General features: G+C 69.0%; 11 protein-coding genes. 4 read left to right on the top strand and 7 right to left on the bottom strand.

Annotation, left to right across the window (positions count from 1 at the left end; translation table 11 throughout):
- Positions 1-16: 16 nt before the first annotated feature.
- Positions 17-4555, bottom strand: coding sequence for an amino acid adenylation domain-containing protein (locus tag ACFU5V_RS27340; RefSeq protein WP_378703056.1), 4539 nt, complete (start codon positions 4553-4555; stop codon positions 17-19).
- 218 nt (positions 4556-4773) lie between these two features.
- On the opposite strand from ACFU5V_RS27340, the gene ACFU5V_RS27335 reads away from it, so the two are divergent.
- Positions 4774-5757, top strand: coding sequence for an LLM class F420-dependent oxidoreductase (locus tag ACFU5V_RS27335; RefSeq protein WP_378439978.1), 984 nt, complete (start codon positions 4774-4776; stop codon positions 5755-5757).
- A gap of 98 nt (positions 5758-5855) precedes the next feature.
- On the top strand, positions 5856-6851 hold the full coding sequence (locus tag ACFU5V_RS27330) for an LLM class flavin-dependent oxidoreductase (RefSeq protein ID WP_095862723.1): 996 nt from the start codon (positions 5856-5858) through the stop codon (positions 6849-6851).
- Between the two features lie 43 nt (positions 6852-6894).
- Here ACFU5V_RS27330 and ACFU5V_RS27325 read toward each other — a convergent pair whose 3' ends face one another.
- The 6 genes from ACFU5V_RS27325 to ACFU5V_RS27300 form a co-directional block, all read right to left on the bottom strand.
- Entirely contained in the window at positions 6895-8004 is a 1110-nt protein-coding gene (locus tag ACFU5V_RS27325) for an NDMA-dependent alcohol dehydrogenase (protein ID WP_012689426.1), read from the bottom strand.
- A gap of 23 nt (positions 8005-8027) precedes the next feature.
- Positions 8028-9536, bottom strand: a complete 1509-nt coding sequence (locus ACFU5V_RS27320; RefSeq protein ID WP_378435763.1) for an aldehyde dehydrogenase family protein — start codon at positions 9534-9536, stop codon at positions 8028-8030.
- A 116-nt stretch (positions 9537-9652) separates the two neighbouring features.
- On the bottom strand, positions 9653-11290 hold the full coding sequence (locus ACFU5V_RS27315) for a sigma-54-dependent Fis family transcriptional regulator (RefSeq protein WP_378435792.1): 1638 nt from the start codon (positions 11288-11290) through the stop codon (positions 9653-9655).
- Positions 11291-11464: 174 nt separating this feature from the next.
- Positions 11465-12607, bottom strand: coding sequence for a lipase family protein (locus tag ACFU5V_RS27310; protein ID WP_378703055.1), 1143 nt, complete (start codon positions 12605-12607; stop codon positions 11465-11467).
- An 84-nt stretch (positions 12608-12691) separates the two neighbouring features.
- Positions 12692-14020, bottom strand: coding sequence for an MFS transporter (locus tag ACFU5V_RS27305; protein ID WP_378703054.1), 1329 nt, complete (start codon positions 14018-14020; stop codon positions 12692-12694).
- Complete coding sequence (locus tag ACFU5V_RS27300) at positions 14017-15270, bottom strand: M20 family metallopeptidase (RefSeq protein ID WP_378703053.1); 1254 nt, start codon at positions 15268-15270, stop codon at positions 14017-14019. The genes ACFU5V_RS27305 and ACFU5V_RS27300 overlap by 4 nt, the downstream gene beginning before the upstream one ends.
- 128 nt (positions 15271-15398) lie before the next feature.
- Between ACFU5V_RS27300 and ACFU5V_RS27295 the strand changes: the two genes are divergently transcribed.
- On the top strand, positions 15399-16418 hold the full coding sequence (locus ACFU5V_RS27295; protein WP_378435769.1) for an Lrp/AsnC family transcriptional regulator: 1020 nt from the start codon (positions 15399-15401) through the stop codon (positions 16416-16418).
- A 42-nt stretch (positions 16419-16460) separates the two neighbouring features.
- Positions 16461-17000, top strand: coding sequence for a DinB family protein (locus ACFU5V_RS27290; RefSeq protein ID WP_378703052.1), 540 nt, complete (start codon positions 16461-16463; stop codon positions 16998-17000).
- Position 17001: the final 1 nt, after the last annotated feature.

Below are 17001 nucleotides of genomic sequence, written 5' to 3'. Positions count from 1 at the left end.
CACGTCCGATGCCCGCTCACCTACCGATCGGGTCGACGACGGTGTGCAGCAGGTCGACGAAACGCTGTGCGGTGGATGCGTCGTAGAGGTCGGCGGAATACACCAGTTCGGCGTCGATTCCGACGGGCGTCCCGTCGACGTCGTGACGTTCGGTGAAGTGGAAGTGCAGATCGCACTTGGCGATGTCGAGCGGACGCGGAGTGACCTCGAAGTCGAGCCCGGACACGTTCAGGGAGGCGGGAGCGAAGTTGTTCAGCGACAGCGCAACCTGGAACAGCGGATGCAGGGACGGCGACCGGGGCGCGTCGAGTACCTGCACGAGTCGTTCGAACTGCACATCGGCGTTCGCGAGAGCGCGAAGCTCCACGCCGCGGGATCCCTCGACGATGTCGCACAGCGTCATGCTCGGGTCGACCCGGGTACGCAGAACCAGTGTGTTGACGAACATGCCCACCACGTCGTCGAGCGCCGGGTCTCCCCGACCTGCGATCGGAGTGCCGATCGCGATGTCGGGATCTCCGCTGAGGCGGGCGAGCAGCATCGCCACCGCCGCCCTGAGCGCCGTGAACAGGCTGGCGTGGTGCTCGTGCGCGGTGGCCAGCAGGCCTCGATGCGCATGCTCGTCGAGCGAGAACGGAAGCCGCCCCGCCCGGTAGGTCCACCGCTCCGGCCGGGGGCGGTCGGTGGGCAGCGCAAGCTTCCCGCGCAACCCCGACAGTTCCTTCGCCCAGTGGGCGATCTGCCTCGACGCGACACTCGCCGGGTCGTCCTCGCGGCCCAGCAGCGCCCGCCGCCACACGGTGTAGTCCGCGTACGTCGCGGTCGGCGGCTCCCAGTCGGGCGCCCCGCCCGCGGACCGGGCACCGTAGGCGCCCGCGAGATCCCGTGCCAGCGGCGCGAGCGACCAGCCGTCCGCGGCGATGTGGTGGACGACGCACGACAGCAGGTGGTCGCGGTCGCCGAGCCGGAACAGCCGCGCGCGCAGCGGCGGATCCCGCCGCACGTCGAATCCGGCGGACAGCAGGCTCGACGTGCGGGCCTCCGCTTCCGCCGCGCCGGTCACCACCGGCCTGAGGTCGGGCATCGCGCCGGCCACGTCGAGCACGTGCTGGAACGGCCCCGACGGCGAGTCGGGGAACACTGTCCTCAGTGCACGGTGCCTGCCGAGGACGTCCGCCATCGCCGAGTGCAGGGCATCGACGTCGAATTCGCCGCGCACGCGCACGGTGAAGGGGATGTTGTGGAGAGCGGGTTCCACGACGGTGCGGTCGATGAAGAATTGCGACGGGGACAGCGGCACGACGGCGGGCAGCGGTGTGGCACCCAGCGTCGGCCCGCGCTGCGGGCGGATGGCCGGCGACTGTGCACAGGCCTCGGCGATCCTCAGTGCCAGTGCAGCGACCGTCGGCGCGTCGAAGAGGTCGCGCACGCCCATGCCGGTGCCGAGTTCGGCGTTGATTCGCGCGACCACCCGGATCGCCGACAGCGAGTCGCCGCTGAGGTCGAAGAAGGAATCGTCGGCGCCGACCGCGTCCACACCGAGAACCTCGGCGAACACTCGCGCGACTCGACGCTCCGTCGGAGTCGAGGGGTCACGATGAGGCACCGAGTCCGAGCCGTACTCCGGCAGCGGCAGCGCTGCCCGGTCGAGTTTCCCCGTCGGTGTCAACGGGATCGACTTCAGGAGCATGATCGATTTCGGAACCATGTAGTCGGGCAGAAATCGTGCCAGCTGCGCTGTCAGCACGTCGCGATCGATCGAGAGGTCCGGCTCGGCCATGATGTAGGACACCAGGTTCGGGTTGCCTGCCGAGTTCCGGTGCAGCACCGTCGCCGCGAACGTGACGCCCGGTTGCGCGGTCAGTGTGGCGTCGATCTCGCCGAGCTCGACCCGGAATCCGCGGATCTTGATCTGGTCGTCCGCCCTGTCCAGGAACTCGAGCGTCCCGGTCGCCGTCCACCGGACCACGTCCCCGGTGCGGAACATCCGGGACCCTCGGCGGCCGAACGGGTCGGCGACGAACCGTGCCGCGGTCAGACCGTGGCGCCGGTGATAGCCACGCGCGAGTGCCGGCGTGGCGAGGTAGAGCTCGCCGACGGCGCCCGGCGGAAGCGGACGCAGGCGGTGATCCAGAACCACCGCGTCCACGCCGCGCATCAGGGAGCCGATCGTCATGCGCTCGTCCGCCGAGACCGGATCGGTGAGGGTGACACTGCACGTCGTCTCCGTCGGACCGTACGCGTTGCGCATGTCCTGCCTGCGGGCCCACTGCCGCACCAACTCCTGCGGGCACGCTTCCCCTCCGACCAGCACCAACTCCAGTTCGTTCGTCGCGCCGGGGTCGATCGCGGCCAGTGCGGACGGCGTCGTCAGGAGGTGCGTGACGTGTTCGTCGCGCAACAGTCGCGACAGCTCGTCACCGCCGAACACACCGGGCGGGGTCACGACGAGCGTCGCGCCGCCGATACCGGCCGCGAGTACCTCGACCAGCGCCGTGTCGAAACTCGGCGAGGCGAAGTGCAGGATCCGCGAGCGCGCGGACACCGCATACTTGTCCCGGATTTCCTGCGCCAGGTTGGCGAGACCCCGGTGGGTGACGACGACCCCCTTCGGGGTTCCGGTCGAGCCGGACGTGTAGATCAGATACGCGGGATGGTCCACGAGCAGAGGGCGCGTGCGTTCCACGACGGTCGGAACGTCGGAAGGGTCGCTTTGACAGAGTTTTTCGAGCTCGTCGACGTCGGCGTCCAGCCACGCGATGGCGCCGGGCAGCCGGGCACGCTCCGAGCGGACCGTCAGCCCGACCGTCGCACCGCAATCGCCGAGCGTGTACGCGATACGAGCGCGCGGATGCGAGGGATCGATCGGGACGTAGGCCGCACCGGTCTTCGCGACCGCCCACAGCGCCAGCACCGACTCGATCGACCGTGGGATGGCGACCGCGACGGCGTCCTCGGGTCCGATGCCCCGAACCGCCAGGAGGCGCGCCAGCCGGATGGCGCGCCGGTCCAGGTCGCCGTAGGACAGTGTGCGTCCCCGGTCGGTGATCGCGATCGCCGCCCGATCGTTCGCGACGGTTCCCGTCAGGAGACGGTCGAGCGTGACGGGGTCCGTATCCGGAAGACCCCGCGCGGGAACGAATTCCGCGCGTTCCCCCGCGAAGAAGACGTCGAGATCGGCAACCCGCGCGTCCGACTCGGCCGATGCGGTGAAGCGGTCGAGAAACGCGAGGAAACGCGTGTGGTGCCCGCCCAGTTCGGCGTCGTCGTACAGTGCCGGATTTCCCTCGAAATCGATGCGGGCGGCGCCTCCGTCGGACCCGGGATAGATGTTGACGGCGAGGTCCGCGACGGGACCGGTGGTGAGTACCCGGACCGTCGCCTGCACGGCGCCCAGCGTGATCTCCTTGGTGAACATCATGACGTTGACCACCGGCCCGAAATGCAGGAGTTCGACCCCTCCCGAGGCGAGGTCCCGGCCGATGTCCTCGCGGCGGTAGCGTTGACGGCGCAGTGCCGCCGCCAAACACGCCTCGGCGGTGTCGACCGCACGACTCACGGTGGCAGAGCCGATTCCGTTCAGCCGCAACGGGATCACATTGGAGACCGAGCCGCCGGCATGCCTGAGGCAGGCCGTCGTCCGCGCCGACACGGGCAGGGACAGGACCACGTCGTCGGCGCCGGTCATCCTGGCGAGATAGGACGCGAAGGCGGCCACGGTCACGGCCGTCGGATTCCGCACACCGCCGCTCGCAGGCGTGTGCCCGGTCGCTGTGCGGGCGTCGAGTTCCGGTCGCGCTGCGCGGCCGCTCAGGCTGAGGACCGAAGCCGGCCCACTACCCTGTTCGCGCCAAAAGTCGCGGTCGCGGGCGAACCGGGTGGAGGCGCGGTAGGTCGCGTCCTCCTGCACGAGACGTTCCGGTCCCTCGATCCGGCGGTCCGGGGGCTCTCTGCCCTCGACCGCGGCGACGTACAGTTCGGCCGTGCGGCTCATCAGCATCATCGCGGCGTACCCGTCCGACACGATGTGGTGAGCGCGGGAATACCAGTAGTAGTGATCGTCGCCCAGCCGCAGAATGTGCGAGACCAGGAGCGGGCCGTCGTACATGTCGGTGCGTGCGGTCCGGTCGTTCCGCATCCAGCGGTGCGCGGCGTCGACGGGATCCACCTCGCCGCGCAGGTCGGTGGCGGGCACAGAATCGTCGACGGTCGGATCCACGACCTGATGCGGCTGTCCGTCGACGTCCACCAGGCGCACCGATCCCCAGCCGAATTCGCGGTTCGCGCGACGGGTGGCGTCGCGGAGGGCACCCAGTTCGACCGGCCCGTTCAGCTCGACGTAGTGGGCGATGACGTACGGGACCTCCGGCGTGAGCTGTTGCGCGAACCAGATGGATCGCTGCGCTGCGGTCAGCGGAAAGGCGCCGACGGTCGAGCGCGTCGGCTGCGTGAGCGGACGTTCCAGGACGGGCACGTGGGGCCGGACGGGCGTGGGCCTCTCCGGGCAGGCGCATGTCGCGCCGCCGGATGGCTGCGAATCGAAATCGAAGTTCATCGTCCCCCCCTCGGTCTGCGCTCTGCACTCCATCGCCCCACTCTGCACTCCATCGCCCCACCGCGCAGAGTTGTCGCTGATGGCGGATCGGCGACGGATACGGCACTACCGTCAGCGTGCACCACCCACAGGTGGTGCAACAGGGACCCCAGGGTGATCACTTCCTACCCTCGAAATAAAAGAGGTGCCCCAGCCGCCATCCGAGTAGCGTCGATCGGGTGACTATTCGCCTTGGATATCAGATGCCGAATTTCAGTTACTCCACCCCGGTCGCGGACCTGTTCCCGACCGTGATCGCACAGGCCCGTGAGGCCGAATCCGCGGGCTTCGACACCGCATTCGTCATGGATCACTTCTATCAGCTGCCGGGCCTCGGCGAGCCCGACGAACCGATGCTCGAGGCGTACACCGCGCTCGGCGCCCTCGCCACGGCCACCGAGAACATTCAGCTGTCCGCCCTCGTCACCGGCAACACGTACCGCAACCCGCCCATGCTCGCGAAGGCGGTGACCACCCTGGACGTCGCCAGCGGCGGACGCGCCGTCCTCGGGATCGGGGCCGGCTGGTTCGAACTCGAGCACCAGCAGTACGGCTACGAGTTCGGCACGTTCACCGACCGGTTCGAACGGCTCGACGAGGCGCTGCAGATCATCGCGCCGATGCTGCACGGGCAGCGCCCGACGTTCGACGGCAAGTGGTATCACGTCGAGAACGCGATCAACGAGCCGCGGATCCGCGACGACCTGCCGATCATGCTCGGTGGTGGCGGGGAGAAGAAGACGTTCGGTCTCGCCGCCCGGTTCGCCGATCACCTGAACATCATCTGCAACGCGAGCGAGTTGCCGCGCAAGCTCGAGGCCCTCGACGCACGGTGTTCGGAGATCGGCCGCGACCGGTCCACGCTGGAAACCAGCTATCTGGCCTTCGTCATCATCGACGAGGACGGCGACCGCGCCCGGCAACTCCAGCACGACTTCCTGCTCGCGCGGGGCGTCGACTTGTCGAAGGCGTCGGACGAGGAACGCGCCGCCGCCACCGACCGGCAGTTCTGCGGCGCCCCCGACGAGGTCGCCGAGCAGCTCAAGACCCGGGTCCTCGATCCGGGAATCGACGGCGTCGTCCTCAATCTCGTCGCCAACGGGCACGAACCCGGCATCGTCGAACTGACCGGCCGCACGTTGCGACCACTCGTCGAGGCCTGACACCGGCCAGGAATACGCGCACTACCTCCGCGGTTGTATCCGGAGGTAGTGCGCGAGGCTAACCTCTCGCACCTCGGTGACGAAAGGTGAAGAAGCCCGTGAGTGCTGTTCTGTCGATTCTGGATCTGGCCTACATCCGCGAGGGCGACACGGCGCGGGACAGTTTCGACGCGAGCGTGAAACTGGCGCAACTCGCGGAAACCCGCGGGTACCGCCGCATCTGGTACGCCGAGCACCACAACATGCCGTCGATCGGCTCCTCGGCGACGAGTGTCCTCATCGCGCACGTCGCCGCCCACACCCAGAACATCCGGCTCGGCGCGGGCGGCATCATGCTGCCCAACCATGCGCCGCTGACGATCGCCGAGCAGTTCGGCACCCTCGCGACCCTGCACCCCGGCCGCATCGACCTCGGGCTCGGCCGCGCCCCCGGCAGCGACCAGAAGACGATGTACGCACTGCGCCGCGACGCGGCGTCCGCGGACCGGTTCCCGCAGGACGTCCTGGAACTGCAGGCGTACCTCAAAGGCGTGTCACGGGTGCCCGGCGTCGATGCGATCCCCGGCAAGGGCACCAACGTTCCCCTGTACATCCTCGGATCCTCGCTGTTCGGCGCGCAGCTCGCCGCGAAATTCGGCCTGCCCTACGCCAACGCGTCCCACTTCTCCCCCGACTCGCTCGTCGACGCCGTCACTTTGTACCGGGAGCGATTCGAACCGTCCGAGGAGCTGTCCGAGCCGTACGTGATCGCCGGCGTCAACGCCATCGCCGCCGACACGACGGAGGACGCGCACCGGCAGTTCGAGGCCTCGCTGCGGCGACGGGTGGTGCAGATGGTCGGACGCGGTCAGAAGTTCACCCCCGAGGAGGTCGACCTCATCATGACGTCCCCCGCGGGTCAGCAGGTCGCGCAGATGGTGCGGTACTCGGCGGTCGGCACACCCACCGAGGTCAAGACGTACCTCGACGAGTTCGCGGAGCACGCGCAGGCCGACGAGCTGATCGTCGCCTCCCACGCCGAGAACACCGAGTCCTGGCTGAAGACGTACGACCTGCTCGCCGACGTGTGGCGCTCCGCACCCGTGCGCGGTTAGCGAGTCTCTGGACTCGTCAACCGCGCACGGGCGGCGAAGCCGCCTACGCGTGGACGATCACGCCACGCAGGTTCTTCCCGTCCCGCAGATCCTGGTAGCCCTCGTTCACCTGCTCGAGCGTGTACTTGGTGGTGATCAGCTCGTCGAGCTTGAGCTGACCCGCGTCGTACAGCCGCAGCAGGCGGACGATGTCGTACTGCGGGTTGGCCGATCCGAACAGCGTGCCCTTGATCGTCTTCTGGTTCAGGGTGAGGTCGGTGCCCGACACGTGCACGGTGAGCTTGGCCGGGTCGGCGAGACCGGTGATGACGACGGTGCCGCCCTTGCCGATGACGGCAGTCGCGTTCTGCACGACCTCCTCGTCGACGGTCCCGACCAGGATCAGCGCCTGGTCGGCGCCCTGCCCCCAGGTCAATTCGTTGACCTTCGCGGCGGCCTCCGCGGCGTCGGCGAAGGCATGGGTGGCGCCGAACTTCAGGGCGGCCTCCCGCTTCATCGCCACCGGGTCCACCACCACGACGTACTTGGCGCCGGCACTGACGGCGCCCTGCACGGCGTTGATGCCGAGTCCGCCGATGCCGTAGATGACGACGGTGTCACCGGCGCGCACGCCGCCGGCGTACACCGCGGTGCCCCACCCGGACGGCACACCGCAGCCGACGAGGACGGCGGTCTCCAGCGGGAGCCAGTCGTCCACCTTCACCACCGAGTGCTGCGAGATGGTGGCCCGCTCCGAGAACGTGCCGAGCATGCACATGGCGCCGAAATCGTCCTTACCCGAGTGGAACCGGAACGAGCCGTCGGGCATCGAACCCTCGAGAATGGTGGCGCCCATGTCGCACAGGTTCTGACGGCCGGTGGCGCAGTAGCGACACGTGCCGCAGTTCGGGATGAAGCTGCAGACCACGTGGTCGCCGGGCTTCACCTTGGTGACACCGGGGCCGACCTCCTCGATGATGCCGGACCCCTCGTGCCCGCCGACGATGGGATAACGCGGCGGCAGATCGCCGTCGGTGAGGTGCAGGTCCGAGTGGCACAGGCCTGCCGCGACGTACTTGATGAGCACTTCGCCGGGTCCCGGACCATCCAGTTCGAGTTCCATGATCTCGAACGGCTTGCCGGCTTCGAGCAGAACCGCTGCTTTGGTCTTCATGTCTTCTCCTCGTTGAGTGACGGTCAGAGTGCGATGTTGACGGCTTTGGTCTGGGTGTAGAGGTCGATGGCGGTGGCCCCGAGTTCACGCCCCCACCCGGACTGCTTGTATCCACCGAACGGCATGGCGGTGTCGAACCCGTTGTACTGGTTGATCCACACCGAACCGGCCTTGAGCTGGCGGGCCGTGAGGTGCGCCTTGGACAGGTCCTTGGTCCAGATTCCGGCGGCGAGGCCGTAGATGCTGCTGTTCGCGGCCTTCGCGACGCCCTCCTCCGCGTTGAAGGGCAGCGCGGCGACGACCGGGCCGAAGATCTCTTCCTCGACGATGCTGAATTCGGGCTTCACGTCGACGAACACCGTCGGCTCGACGTAGAAGCCGGTGTCGCCCCAGCGCTTTCCGCCGGTGAGGGCGCGGGCGCCGTCCGCGAGTCCGGCGGCCAGGTAACCGGTGACCTTGTCGAACTGTTCCTGCGACACGAGCGGTCCGAGCTGGGTGGTGGGATCGAGTCCGGGGCCGATCTTGACCTGGCTCGCGGCCTCGGCGACCGCGGCGGTGAAGTCGTCGAAGATGCTGTCCTCGACGAACATCCGGGTGCCTGCGACGCAGCACTGGCCGTGGTTGAACAGCCAGGCGTTGAGCGATCCGGTGACGGCGGCGTCGAAGTCCGCGTCCGCGAACACGACGTTGGCGCTCTTGCCGCCGAGTTCGAGCGACACCTTCTTCAGGTTGCCGCGGGCGGCGTCGACGATCTTCTTCCCGACCTCGGTGGATCCGGTGAACGCGATCTTGTCGACGTCGTCGTGAGCCGACAGCGCGGCCCCGGCGTCGCCGTAGCCGGTGACGATGTTGACGACGCCGGGCGGGAAGCCGGCCTCCTCGAACACCTCGCCGAGCAGGATCGCGGTGAGCGGGGTCTGTTCCGCGGGCTTGAGGATCACCGTGTTGCCCGCCGCGAGTGCGGGGGCCAGCTTGAACGCGGCCATCAGCAGCGGGAAGTTCCAGGGAACGATCAGTCCGCAGACACCGACGGGCTCACGCAGCGTGTACGCGTGGAACTGGCCGCCGGGGACGAACGGCATGCTCACGTTGACGGTGCTGCCCTCGATCTTGGTGGCCCAGCCCGCGAAGTAGCGGAAGATGTCGGCCGACCAGGCGACGTCGACGGCCGCGGCGATGCCCGCCGACTTGCCGTTGTCCAGTGCCTCGAGCTGACCGAATTCCTCGGCGCGCTCGGAGAGGATGTCACCGACTCGCCAGATCAGGCGTTCGCGCTCGTTGGGCTTCATGGTGGACCACGGGCCCTCGTCGAACGCCGTGCGTGCGGCCCGGACTGCACGGTCGACGTCCTCGGCGCCCCCGCGTGCGACGGTGGTCAGCACCTGCCCGGTGGCGGGGTCGACGGTCTCGAACGTCTCGCCGCTGGCCGATTCCACCCACTGCCCGCCGACGAGGAATCGCTTGGTGCCGGACAGAAAGTTCCGTACCGACGGCAAGAGTTCCGCTTGGCTGGGTTCGATCGTCGCTGTCATCAAAACCTCCGAAGTTGTGAATGTGACGTGGCTCATAGTGCACTGATTGCCATATCACTAACTGTCCTGACTTCGGACACCTCCGGACGGTCGCGGATCGGTGGATGAAACTGCAGCTAGACGGTGATATCGAGGGCCCGCATCCGAACGTAGAGCGTGCTGCGGCTGATGCCCAGCGCGGCCGCGGCGTGCACCTTGTTGCCGCCACTTTCCTGCAGTGCGTCGACGATGGCCTGGCGTTCGGCGCGTTCACGGCCTGCCAGCCGCGACACCCGCGGCGGCGTCCGATACTGGTCGGGCAGATCCGCGACAGCGAGGTGCGCGCTGGTGCGCCCGCGCGCGGCCGCCTGCAGCACGACGGACAGTTCCGCGATGTTGCCCGGCCAGTCGCGGGCGATCAGAGCGTCCAGCGCGCTCGCGGACAGCCGGAGGCCCGGTTCGACGGAGTCGAGGACCGCCTGCGCGATGTCCGCGAACTCGCGGGTGCGTTGCCGCAGCGGCGGCAGCACCACCTGTCCGGGGCACCGGCCTGCCAGACCGGCCACTCCCGGCGGCAGGTCGCCGAGCGGCGAACTGGTCATCACGATCCGGGGACCCGCGTCGGCCGCCAGCATCTTCACGACCAGCGGCAGCATCGATTCGGGCAGCAGTTGCACCTCTTCGATCGCCAGGACCGCGGAGGGTCCCGCCGCCAGGGCGAGCAGTCGATCGATCCAGGCCGCGGCGCCGTCGAGAGCGATCGCGGCAGCGTCCATACATACGAGCGACCGGTCGCCGGCCAGATCGCGGACCGCCGTGGTCCTGCCGGTTCCCGGTTCGCCGCTGATCACCACCGGATCCCGGGTCTCGCGCAGCCGCGACAACTCCGACCTGCTGCGTTCGACGACGGAACTCGACGGCGACTTGCCGCGCCGGATGGGCGTGCTCGTGCGGCGGTCCGGGCGGACGACGAACACCGCGCCGCCGTCGGTGCCCGCTACGTGGTCGGCACGGACCAACGCCGGTTCACCCGAGGACAATTGGATCCGCACCGTCTTCGACTGCTCCGGGCGCAGATCCGCGGCAAGCCCCCGCAGCGTCGCGTGATCGGACACCTGGAGCAGATCGAGGGCAACCCGGTTGCTGAGGAGGATGTCCTCGCCGATCGCGGTGACCGCCATCTGATTCTGCGGCGACACCCGCTGGAACGCGTCCACGAGCCGCTGCTGCGACACCCGGGACCCCTCGAGCAGTCGTCGCTCGATGTCGGCGGCCGCGCGGGCCAGGAACGGGGCGAACAGCGGATTGGCCCGCGACGCGACGCCCGTCATGTCGAGGATGCCCTCGACGCGGCGCGTCACCGGATGCACGATCGGGTGTCCGTAACAGCTGAGGTCCTTGAACCGCTCGAGGTAGTGCTCCTCGCCGTGGATCACGACCCCGCGCCGGACCTCCAGCGGCGTCCCCAGCGCGGTGGTCCCGACGCAGTCCTCGCCGAACCTCGACCCCAGCACCGCCCCGGCACCGTCGATGAGCCGCTCGAGTTTGCGGCCGTCGAAGAGCCGGGCGACGATGCGGCAGTCGCGGTCGGCGAGCAGGACGCAGAAACCCGTGCCCTGGATCTGCTGCTGCATCTCGTCGAGGACGGGCCGGGCCGCCTGCAGCAGCCGACTGGACTTGTCCAGGTCCGGGCAGGGGTCATCGCTCGGCGTCGACGTCGGTTCCAGCCCGCTGAGCGCCGAACGCTTCCAGGACAACGCGATCTCCGGCCGCATCGCCGCGTGCCCGGTCGTGCCGCCAAACTCCAACCTCGACTCCTTGCCGCGCGCGGATCCGGTCGTGCACCGGTGCACGACTCACATCCGAACGTACCCACACCGTGTGACCCACGCCATAGTGCCCGCGGACGCGGCGGGCAACTGTCCGGATTCAGGACAGTCCCCGATCGGTCAGCCGAACAGGCCCCGCACGAACGGGATGGTGTCGGCCTGCGAATCGACGAGCGTGCCGCTGTGGTCGGTGGGATACGTCTTGAACGTGACCGGCTCACCGTTCGCGGTGAGCGCGGCGACCAGCGAGAACGCCGACGGCGCCGGCACGTCGATGTCGGTGAGCCCCTGCCCGATGAACAGGGGACGGTCGTATCCGCTCGCCGGGACGCCCATGTAGTCCACGAGCAGGCCGTGAAAGTTCGGGATCTGGTTCAACGGCTTGCTGAACAGGTCGCCGACCACCACCCCTTCCGCGGCGTCGTGAAGTTCGTTGACGCACAGCTGTTCCGCAGCGTCCACGTAGTGCGCGCCGAGGGGTGTCAGATACGAGTCGAGGTCGATCTCGGGGTGCGCCGACCGCAGTCCCGCGAGGATGTAGAACAGGTACGACGTGAGCCCGGCGGGGAGCGCCGTGGGCGGCACCCCCGGGCCGAGCGGCAGCAGCGCCAGTTCGATGTTCGCGGGAACGCCCGTTCCCACGGCCCCGCGGTAGTCCAGCGTCTCCCCGCCGAACTCGGTGGCGTAGCGGGCGGTCGTGATCGCGGCCCCACCACCCTGCGACTGTCCGACCACCACCCACTTGTTCGACAGCGACTCGTCGACGGCGCGGGCCGCCTTCACCGAGTCGACGACGCTGTGCGCCTCGACCCTTCCGTCGAGGTACGGCATCACACCGGGTGTGCCGAGGCCGACGTAATCGGTGGAGACGACGGCGTATCCCTGCTCGAGCCACCGGCCGAGGTACGGATAGTCCCGCTCGGGGAGTGCGGGGCCGACGAGCGAGGGGGCGCAGTCGTCGGCGAGTCCGGATGTGCCGTGCGCCCAGGCCACCACCGGCCAGCCCCCGTCGGGCGCCTCCCCCGGCGGCACGTACACGGCGCCGCTGCTGAGTGCGGGATTACCGTCGGACCCGATCGACCAGTACGTGATCCGCTGTGCGTCGGCGGTGCCGGGGATCCACAGGTCGGCGGGCAGCGGCTCGACGTCCACGACGCTCCCCGCCGTGCGGTCCGTCTCGTCGGCGAACGCGGCCGGGGAGGCGAGGCAGGTGCCGGCGACCGTGAGGGAGGCGATCGCGACGGTTGCCGCGGCTCGCGCCATTCGTACCGAGTGTGTCTTCACCGCTTCAAGATCCCACACGTGAGCGGCAAAGCGTGCCGGAGCACACTTTGCCGCTCACGTGGGCTAGTGCTGGGCGGCCAGATCCCGGCCCCGGGTTTCCGGGATCGTGACCAGCGCGACGGTCGAGACCGCGATGAGCGCGAGGGCGTACCACTCGAACAGTTCCGGCGACCCACGGTCGGCGAAGAACGTCTGGACGTATGCCGCCGTCCCACCGAATGCCGCCACCCCGATCGAGTACGGCACCCCGACACCGGCGGCGCGCAGCCCGGTCGGGAAGAGTTCGGCCATCATCGCCGGCATGACCGCGAGGAGCGCGCCCATCACGAACAGGGCGATCGCCATCGCGAAGAACAGGGTGAGCGCGCTGTGCCCGATCATGGCGTTGAGCGGAAACAGCAGGGCCGCGATGCCGAGGTTGCCGATGTACAGCACCGGTTTGCGTCCGATCCGGTCCGACACCGCGCCCCAGAAGGGCAGCGACGCAATCAGTACGAGGTTCGCGCCGACGCCGGCCCACAGTGCGCCGGACGGATCGATACCCCGGACCGTGATCGCGTACGCCGGCGCCGACACCGCCCACACGTAGTAGACGACGGTGCCGCCGACCGTGAAGAACAGGATTTGGAACACCTGCCGCCGGTGCGCCACGAACAGTTGCCACATCGACTGCTTCGCGGTGTCGTCACCCGACTCCTCGTAGACCTCGGTCTCGCTCATCCGGGACCGCATCCACAGCACGAACAGGCCGAGGACGCCGCCCAGCAGGAACGGCACCCGCCAGCCCCAGTCGGCCATCTGCTCCGAATTCAGCGTCGTGGTGAGCAGGGCGCCGAGCAGCGTGCCCACGACCACTCCGGTGGTGTTGGAGATGTAGATGAGGCTGGACCAGAGTCCGCGCCGCGCCGTCGGCGCGAATTCCACGATGTACGTCTGCGCGGACGGCAACTCGCCGCCGTGGGCGACGCCCTGCGCGAGCCGCGCCACGACGAGCACCACCGCCGCGGCGATGCCGATCGTCTGATGGGTCGGGGTCAGGCCGATGACCAGGCTGCCGATCGCGGCGAGGCCGACGGCGAGCGTCATGGACAGCTTGCGTCCCCGGCGGTCCGACAGCCAGCCGAACAGCAGACCGCCGAACGGGCGGGCGACGAATCCGACGGCGAAGACGCCGAACGACGCGAGCAGGTCGGAGACGGCAGATCCGGTGTGGAAGAACTGCGGGGCGAAGAACGCGGCGAACGTGGCGTAGACGGTCCAGTCGAAGTACTCGATCCCGTTGCCCGTGCCCACGCCGACGATCGCGCGGGCCTTCTCCCAGCGCTCGGACCGCTGACGGACGGTGGGCGGGCCTGCGTTCACGGCCCCGCTCTCGGTGGCGATCCCGGTCATCGTGCGTCACCTCCGGCCGCGGCAGTCTCGAGCCGGGCGTCGTCGGAGTGCGCCTTGTCCAGCCGTCGAACGGCCAGCCCGGCGTAGATGGTGGCGGCGTCGGCGAGCACCGCATCGTCGAATTGCGCCCGCGGCGAATGGTTCATGGGAGCCGCAACGGGATCGGCGCCGGGCATGCACGCGCCCAACCCGATGAACGCGCCGGGCACCTCCTGCAGGACGTAGGAGAAGTCCTCGGACCCGGCCATCGGATGCGTAACCGTCTCGTAGCGGTCCTCGCCCATGAGGTCGCTGACGACTTCGGCGCCGAACGCGACCTCGTCCACGTCGTTGATCGTCATCGGGAACTCCGGGGCCACGTCGACCTCGACGTCGACGCGTTGCGCGGACGCCACCCCCTCGAGCACCCTGCGCAGCGCCCCCGGCACCTTCTCGTACGTGGCGGGCGAATAACACCGGACGGTCGCCTCGAACCGCGCGTCGTCGGGAATGATGTTGTGGCGCGACCCGGCCCGCACGTTCGCGACGGTCACGACGACGGGGTCGAACACGTCGAACGTCCGGGTGATCATGGTCTGCAGCGACGTGATCATCTCGGCCATCGCGGTGATCGGATCCCGGGCGGTCGACGGGGACGATCCGTGGCCGCCCGCTCCGCGCACCGTGACGGTCAGTTTGTACGACGCCGCGAGCAGGGTGCCCGCCTTGGAGAAGAACCGGCCCTGCGGCTTCTGGCAGGAGAAGACGTGCATGCCGTAGGCGGTGTCCGCGCGCCGACCGGACGCATCGAGGACGCCCTCGTCGACCATCACCTTGGCGCCGTCCCACCCCTCCTCGCCGGGCTGGAACATCAGGACGACGTCGCCCGCCAACCGGTCGCGGTGCCGGCTGAGCAGTTGCGCGGCCCCGACGAGCGCCGCGGTGTGCAGGTCGTGCCCGCATCCGTGCATGGCACCGTTCTGTGCCGCGAAGTCGAGTCCGGTCTGCTCGGTGACCGGCAGTCCGTCCATGTCGGCGCGCAGCAGCACCGTCTGCGCGGCGGTTTCCGCGCGTCGGCCACCCCGGAGTACCGCGGTCACGGACGTCGTGCGGGTTCCCGTCGAGATCTCGAGCGGCAGTCCGTCCAACGCCGCGAGGACCGTTTCCTGCGTGCGCGGCAGGTCCAGACCGACCTCGGGTTCGCGGTGTAGTACACGCCGCAACTGCACGAGGTCGCCCTGCAGAGCGCGGGCGTCGTCCAAGAGATCCATTGCTCTCCCTTATGTCGGTGGTCACCTTCGGGACCGAATGCGTCGGTGGTCATATGCTGTGAGCCACGGAATGACGGACCGCTGAGAACGTCGAAAACGATCATTCTCACCGAATCAGGAAGAGCTTTATGAGCGAGATGCTGACCGAATCCGAGCTTTCGCTCATTCACGCCCTGCAGATCCGCCCCCGGGCGACGTGGGCCGAGCTGGCCCCGATCCTGCGCGCGACGTCCGCGACCCTCGCACGGCGGTGGGAATCGGTCACCGAACGCGGGCTGGCCTGGATCACCGCCTACCCCGCGCCGATGACGGGTGCGGGCGCGTTCACCGCGATGATCGAGGTGACGTGCGACCTCGCAGGCACGAAAGCACTGGTCGAGGCGCTCACCCGGGACCCGCGGGTGTCGTCGATCGAGCATGCGGCGCGTGGCCGGGACCTCATCCTGACCGTGCAGACGGGATCGCTGCACGAGTTGTCGGACCTGGTGCTCGAGGAGTTGCCCCGCCACCCGAGCGTGAATTCGACCCGGACGCACACGTGCACCGCACTCCACGCGGAGGGCAGCCGGTGGCGCCTCGACTCCCTGGACACGGCGCAGTCCGCCGCGATCGCCGCACTGGAGAACACCCCTCCGCAGTCCGGATCGAGCCGGCCGGAGAGCCTGACCGACGAGGTCGCCCGCGCGCTCGTTCGCGAACTCACCCGGAACGGCCGGGCGTCCGCGCGCGAGATCGCCGCCGTGATCGACCGGCCCGCGTCCTCGGTCCGCAGGCAACTCGCCGGGTTGCTGCGCTCCCGCGCCGTGGTGCTGCGCTGCGACGTCGCCCAGAACGCGACGCGGTGGCCCATCACCGTCACGTGGTGGTGCCGCCTGCCTGTGCGCGCGCACCGCGACGTCGTGGAGGTCGTCAACACCCGCCCCGAACTGCGCTTGTGCATGTCGATGACCGGACCCGCGAACTTTCTCGTCAGCATGTGGGTGTCCTCGCTGCCCGACCTGCTGCGGCTGCAGGAGTGGCTGGAGACCCGCGCCCCCAGCCTCGAGATCATCGACTCCTCGGTGACGCTCCGGTCCCGGAAGCGGATGGGGTGGGAACTCGACACCCACGGCCGCGCGACCGGTTATGTCACCGCGCACGGCGGCTGACCGCTACGGTCGAATGCGCCATCATCGGACCGGCTGGAGCAGGTGATCCCCGTGACCTCGACCGCGAAAACGTCGACTGCCGGCGAGCGTGCCGACTTGCTGGAGTCGCTGGCGAAGCACCGGTACCTGCTCCGCCACACCGTCCGCGACCTCACCGACGAGCAGGCGGCCCGGCGCCCGACGGCGAGCGTGCTCTGCCTGGGCGGACTCGTCAAACACGTGTCGGACACCGAACAGGTGTGGGCCGATTTCATCGTCCGCGGCACCGACGCCGTCCGCGGTGGTCCCGTGGACGGGACGGGCACCGGCAATCGCGAGAAGGAATTCACACTCCGCGACGACGAGACCCTGTCCGGCGTCCTCGACCGCTACGCGAAGGTGGCGCACCGGACCGACGAGATCGTGGCCGCGCTGCCCGACCTCGACATCTCGCATCCGCTGCCGAAGGCGCCGTGGTTCGAACCGGGATCGCGCTGGTCCGCGCGCCGGGTCCTGCTCCACATCATCGGTGAAACGGCCCAGCACGCCGGGCACGCCGACATCATCCGGGAATCTCTCGACGAGTCGAGGGCGACGAGCTGAC

The sequence above is a fragment of the Rhodococcus sp. NPDC057529 genome (assembly GCF_042802055.1).
In the GTDB taxonomy this organism is placed as follows: Bacteria; Actinomycetota; Actinomycetes; order Mycobacteriales; family Mycobacteriaceae; genus Rhodococcus_F.
This window is presented reverse-complemented; position numbering and strand designations above follow the sequence as displayed.

Excerpts from the sequence above, each read along its gene's own strand:
- ACFU5V_RS27340 (WP_378703056.1), bottom strand. The coding sequence starts at position 4,555 with ATGAACTTCGATTTCGATTCGCAGCCATCCGGCGGCGCGACATGCGCC.
- ACFU5V_RS27325 (WP_012689426.1), bottom strand. The coding sequence starts at position 8,004 with ATGAAGACCAAAGCAGCGGTTCTGCTCGAAGCCGGCAAGCCGTTCGAG.
- ACFU5V_RS27320 (WP_378435763.1), bottom strand. The coding sequence starts at position 9,536 with ATGACAGCGACGATCGAACCCAGCCAAGCGGAACTCTTGCCGTCGGTA.
- ACFU5V_RS27315 (WP_378435792.1), bottom strand. The coding sequence starts at position 11,290 with ATGCGGCCGGAGATCGCGTTGTCCTGGAAGCGTTCGGCGCTCAGCGGG.
- ACFU5V_RS27310 (WP_378703055.1), bottom strand. The coding sequence starts at position 12,607 with ATGGCGCGAGCCGCGGCAACCGTCGCGATCGCCTCCCTCACGGTCGCC.
- ACFU5V_RS27305 (WP_378703054.1), bottom strand. The coding sequence starts at position 14,020 with ATGACCGGGATCGCCACCGAGAGCGGGGCCGTGAACGCAGGCCCGCCC.
- ACFU5V_RS27300 (WP_378703053.1), bottom strand. The coding sequence starts at position 15,270 with ATGGATCTCTTGGACGACGCCCGCGCTCTGCAGGGCGACCTCGTGCAG.
- ACFU5V_RS27295 (WP_378435769.1), top strand. The coding sequence starts at position 15,399 with ATGAGCGAGATGCTGACCGAATCCGAGCTTTCGCTCATTCACGCCCTG.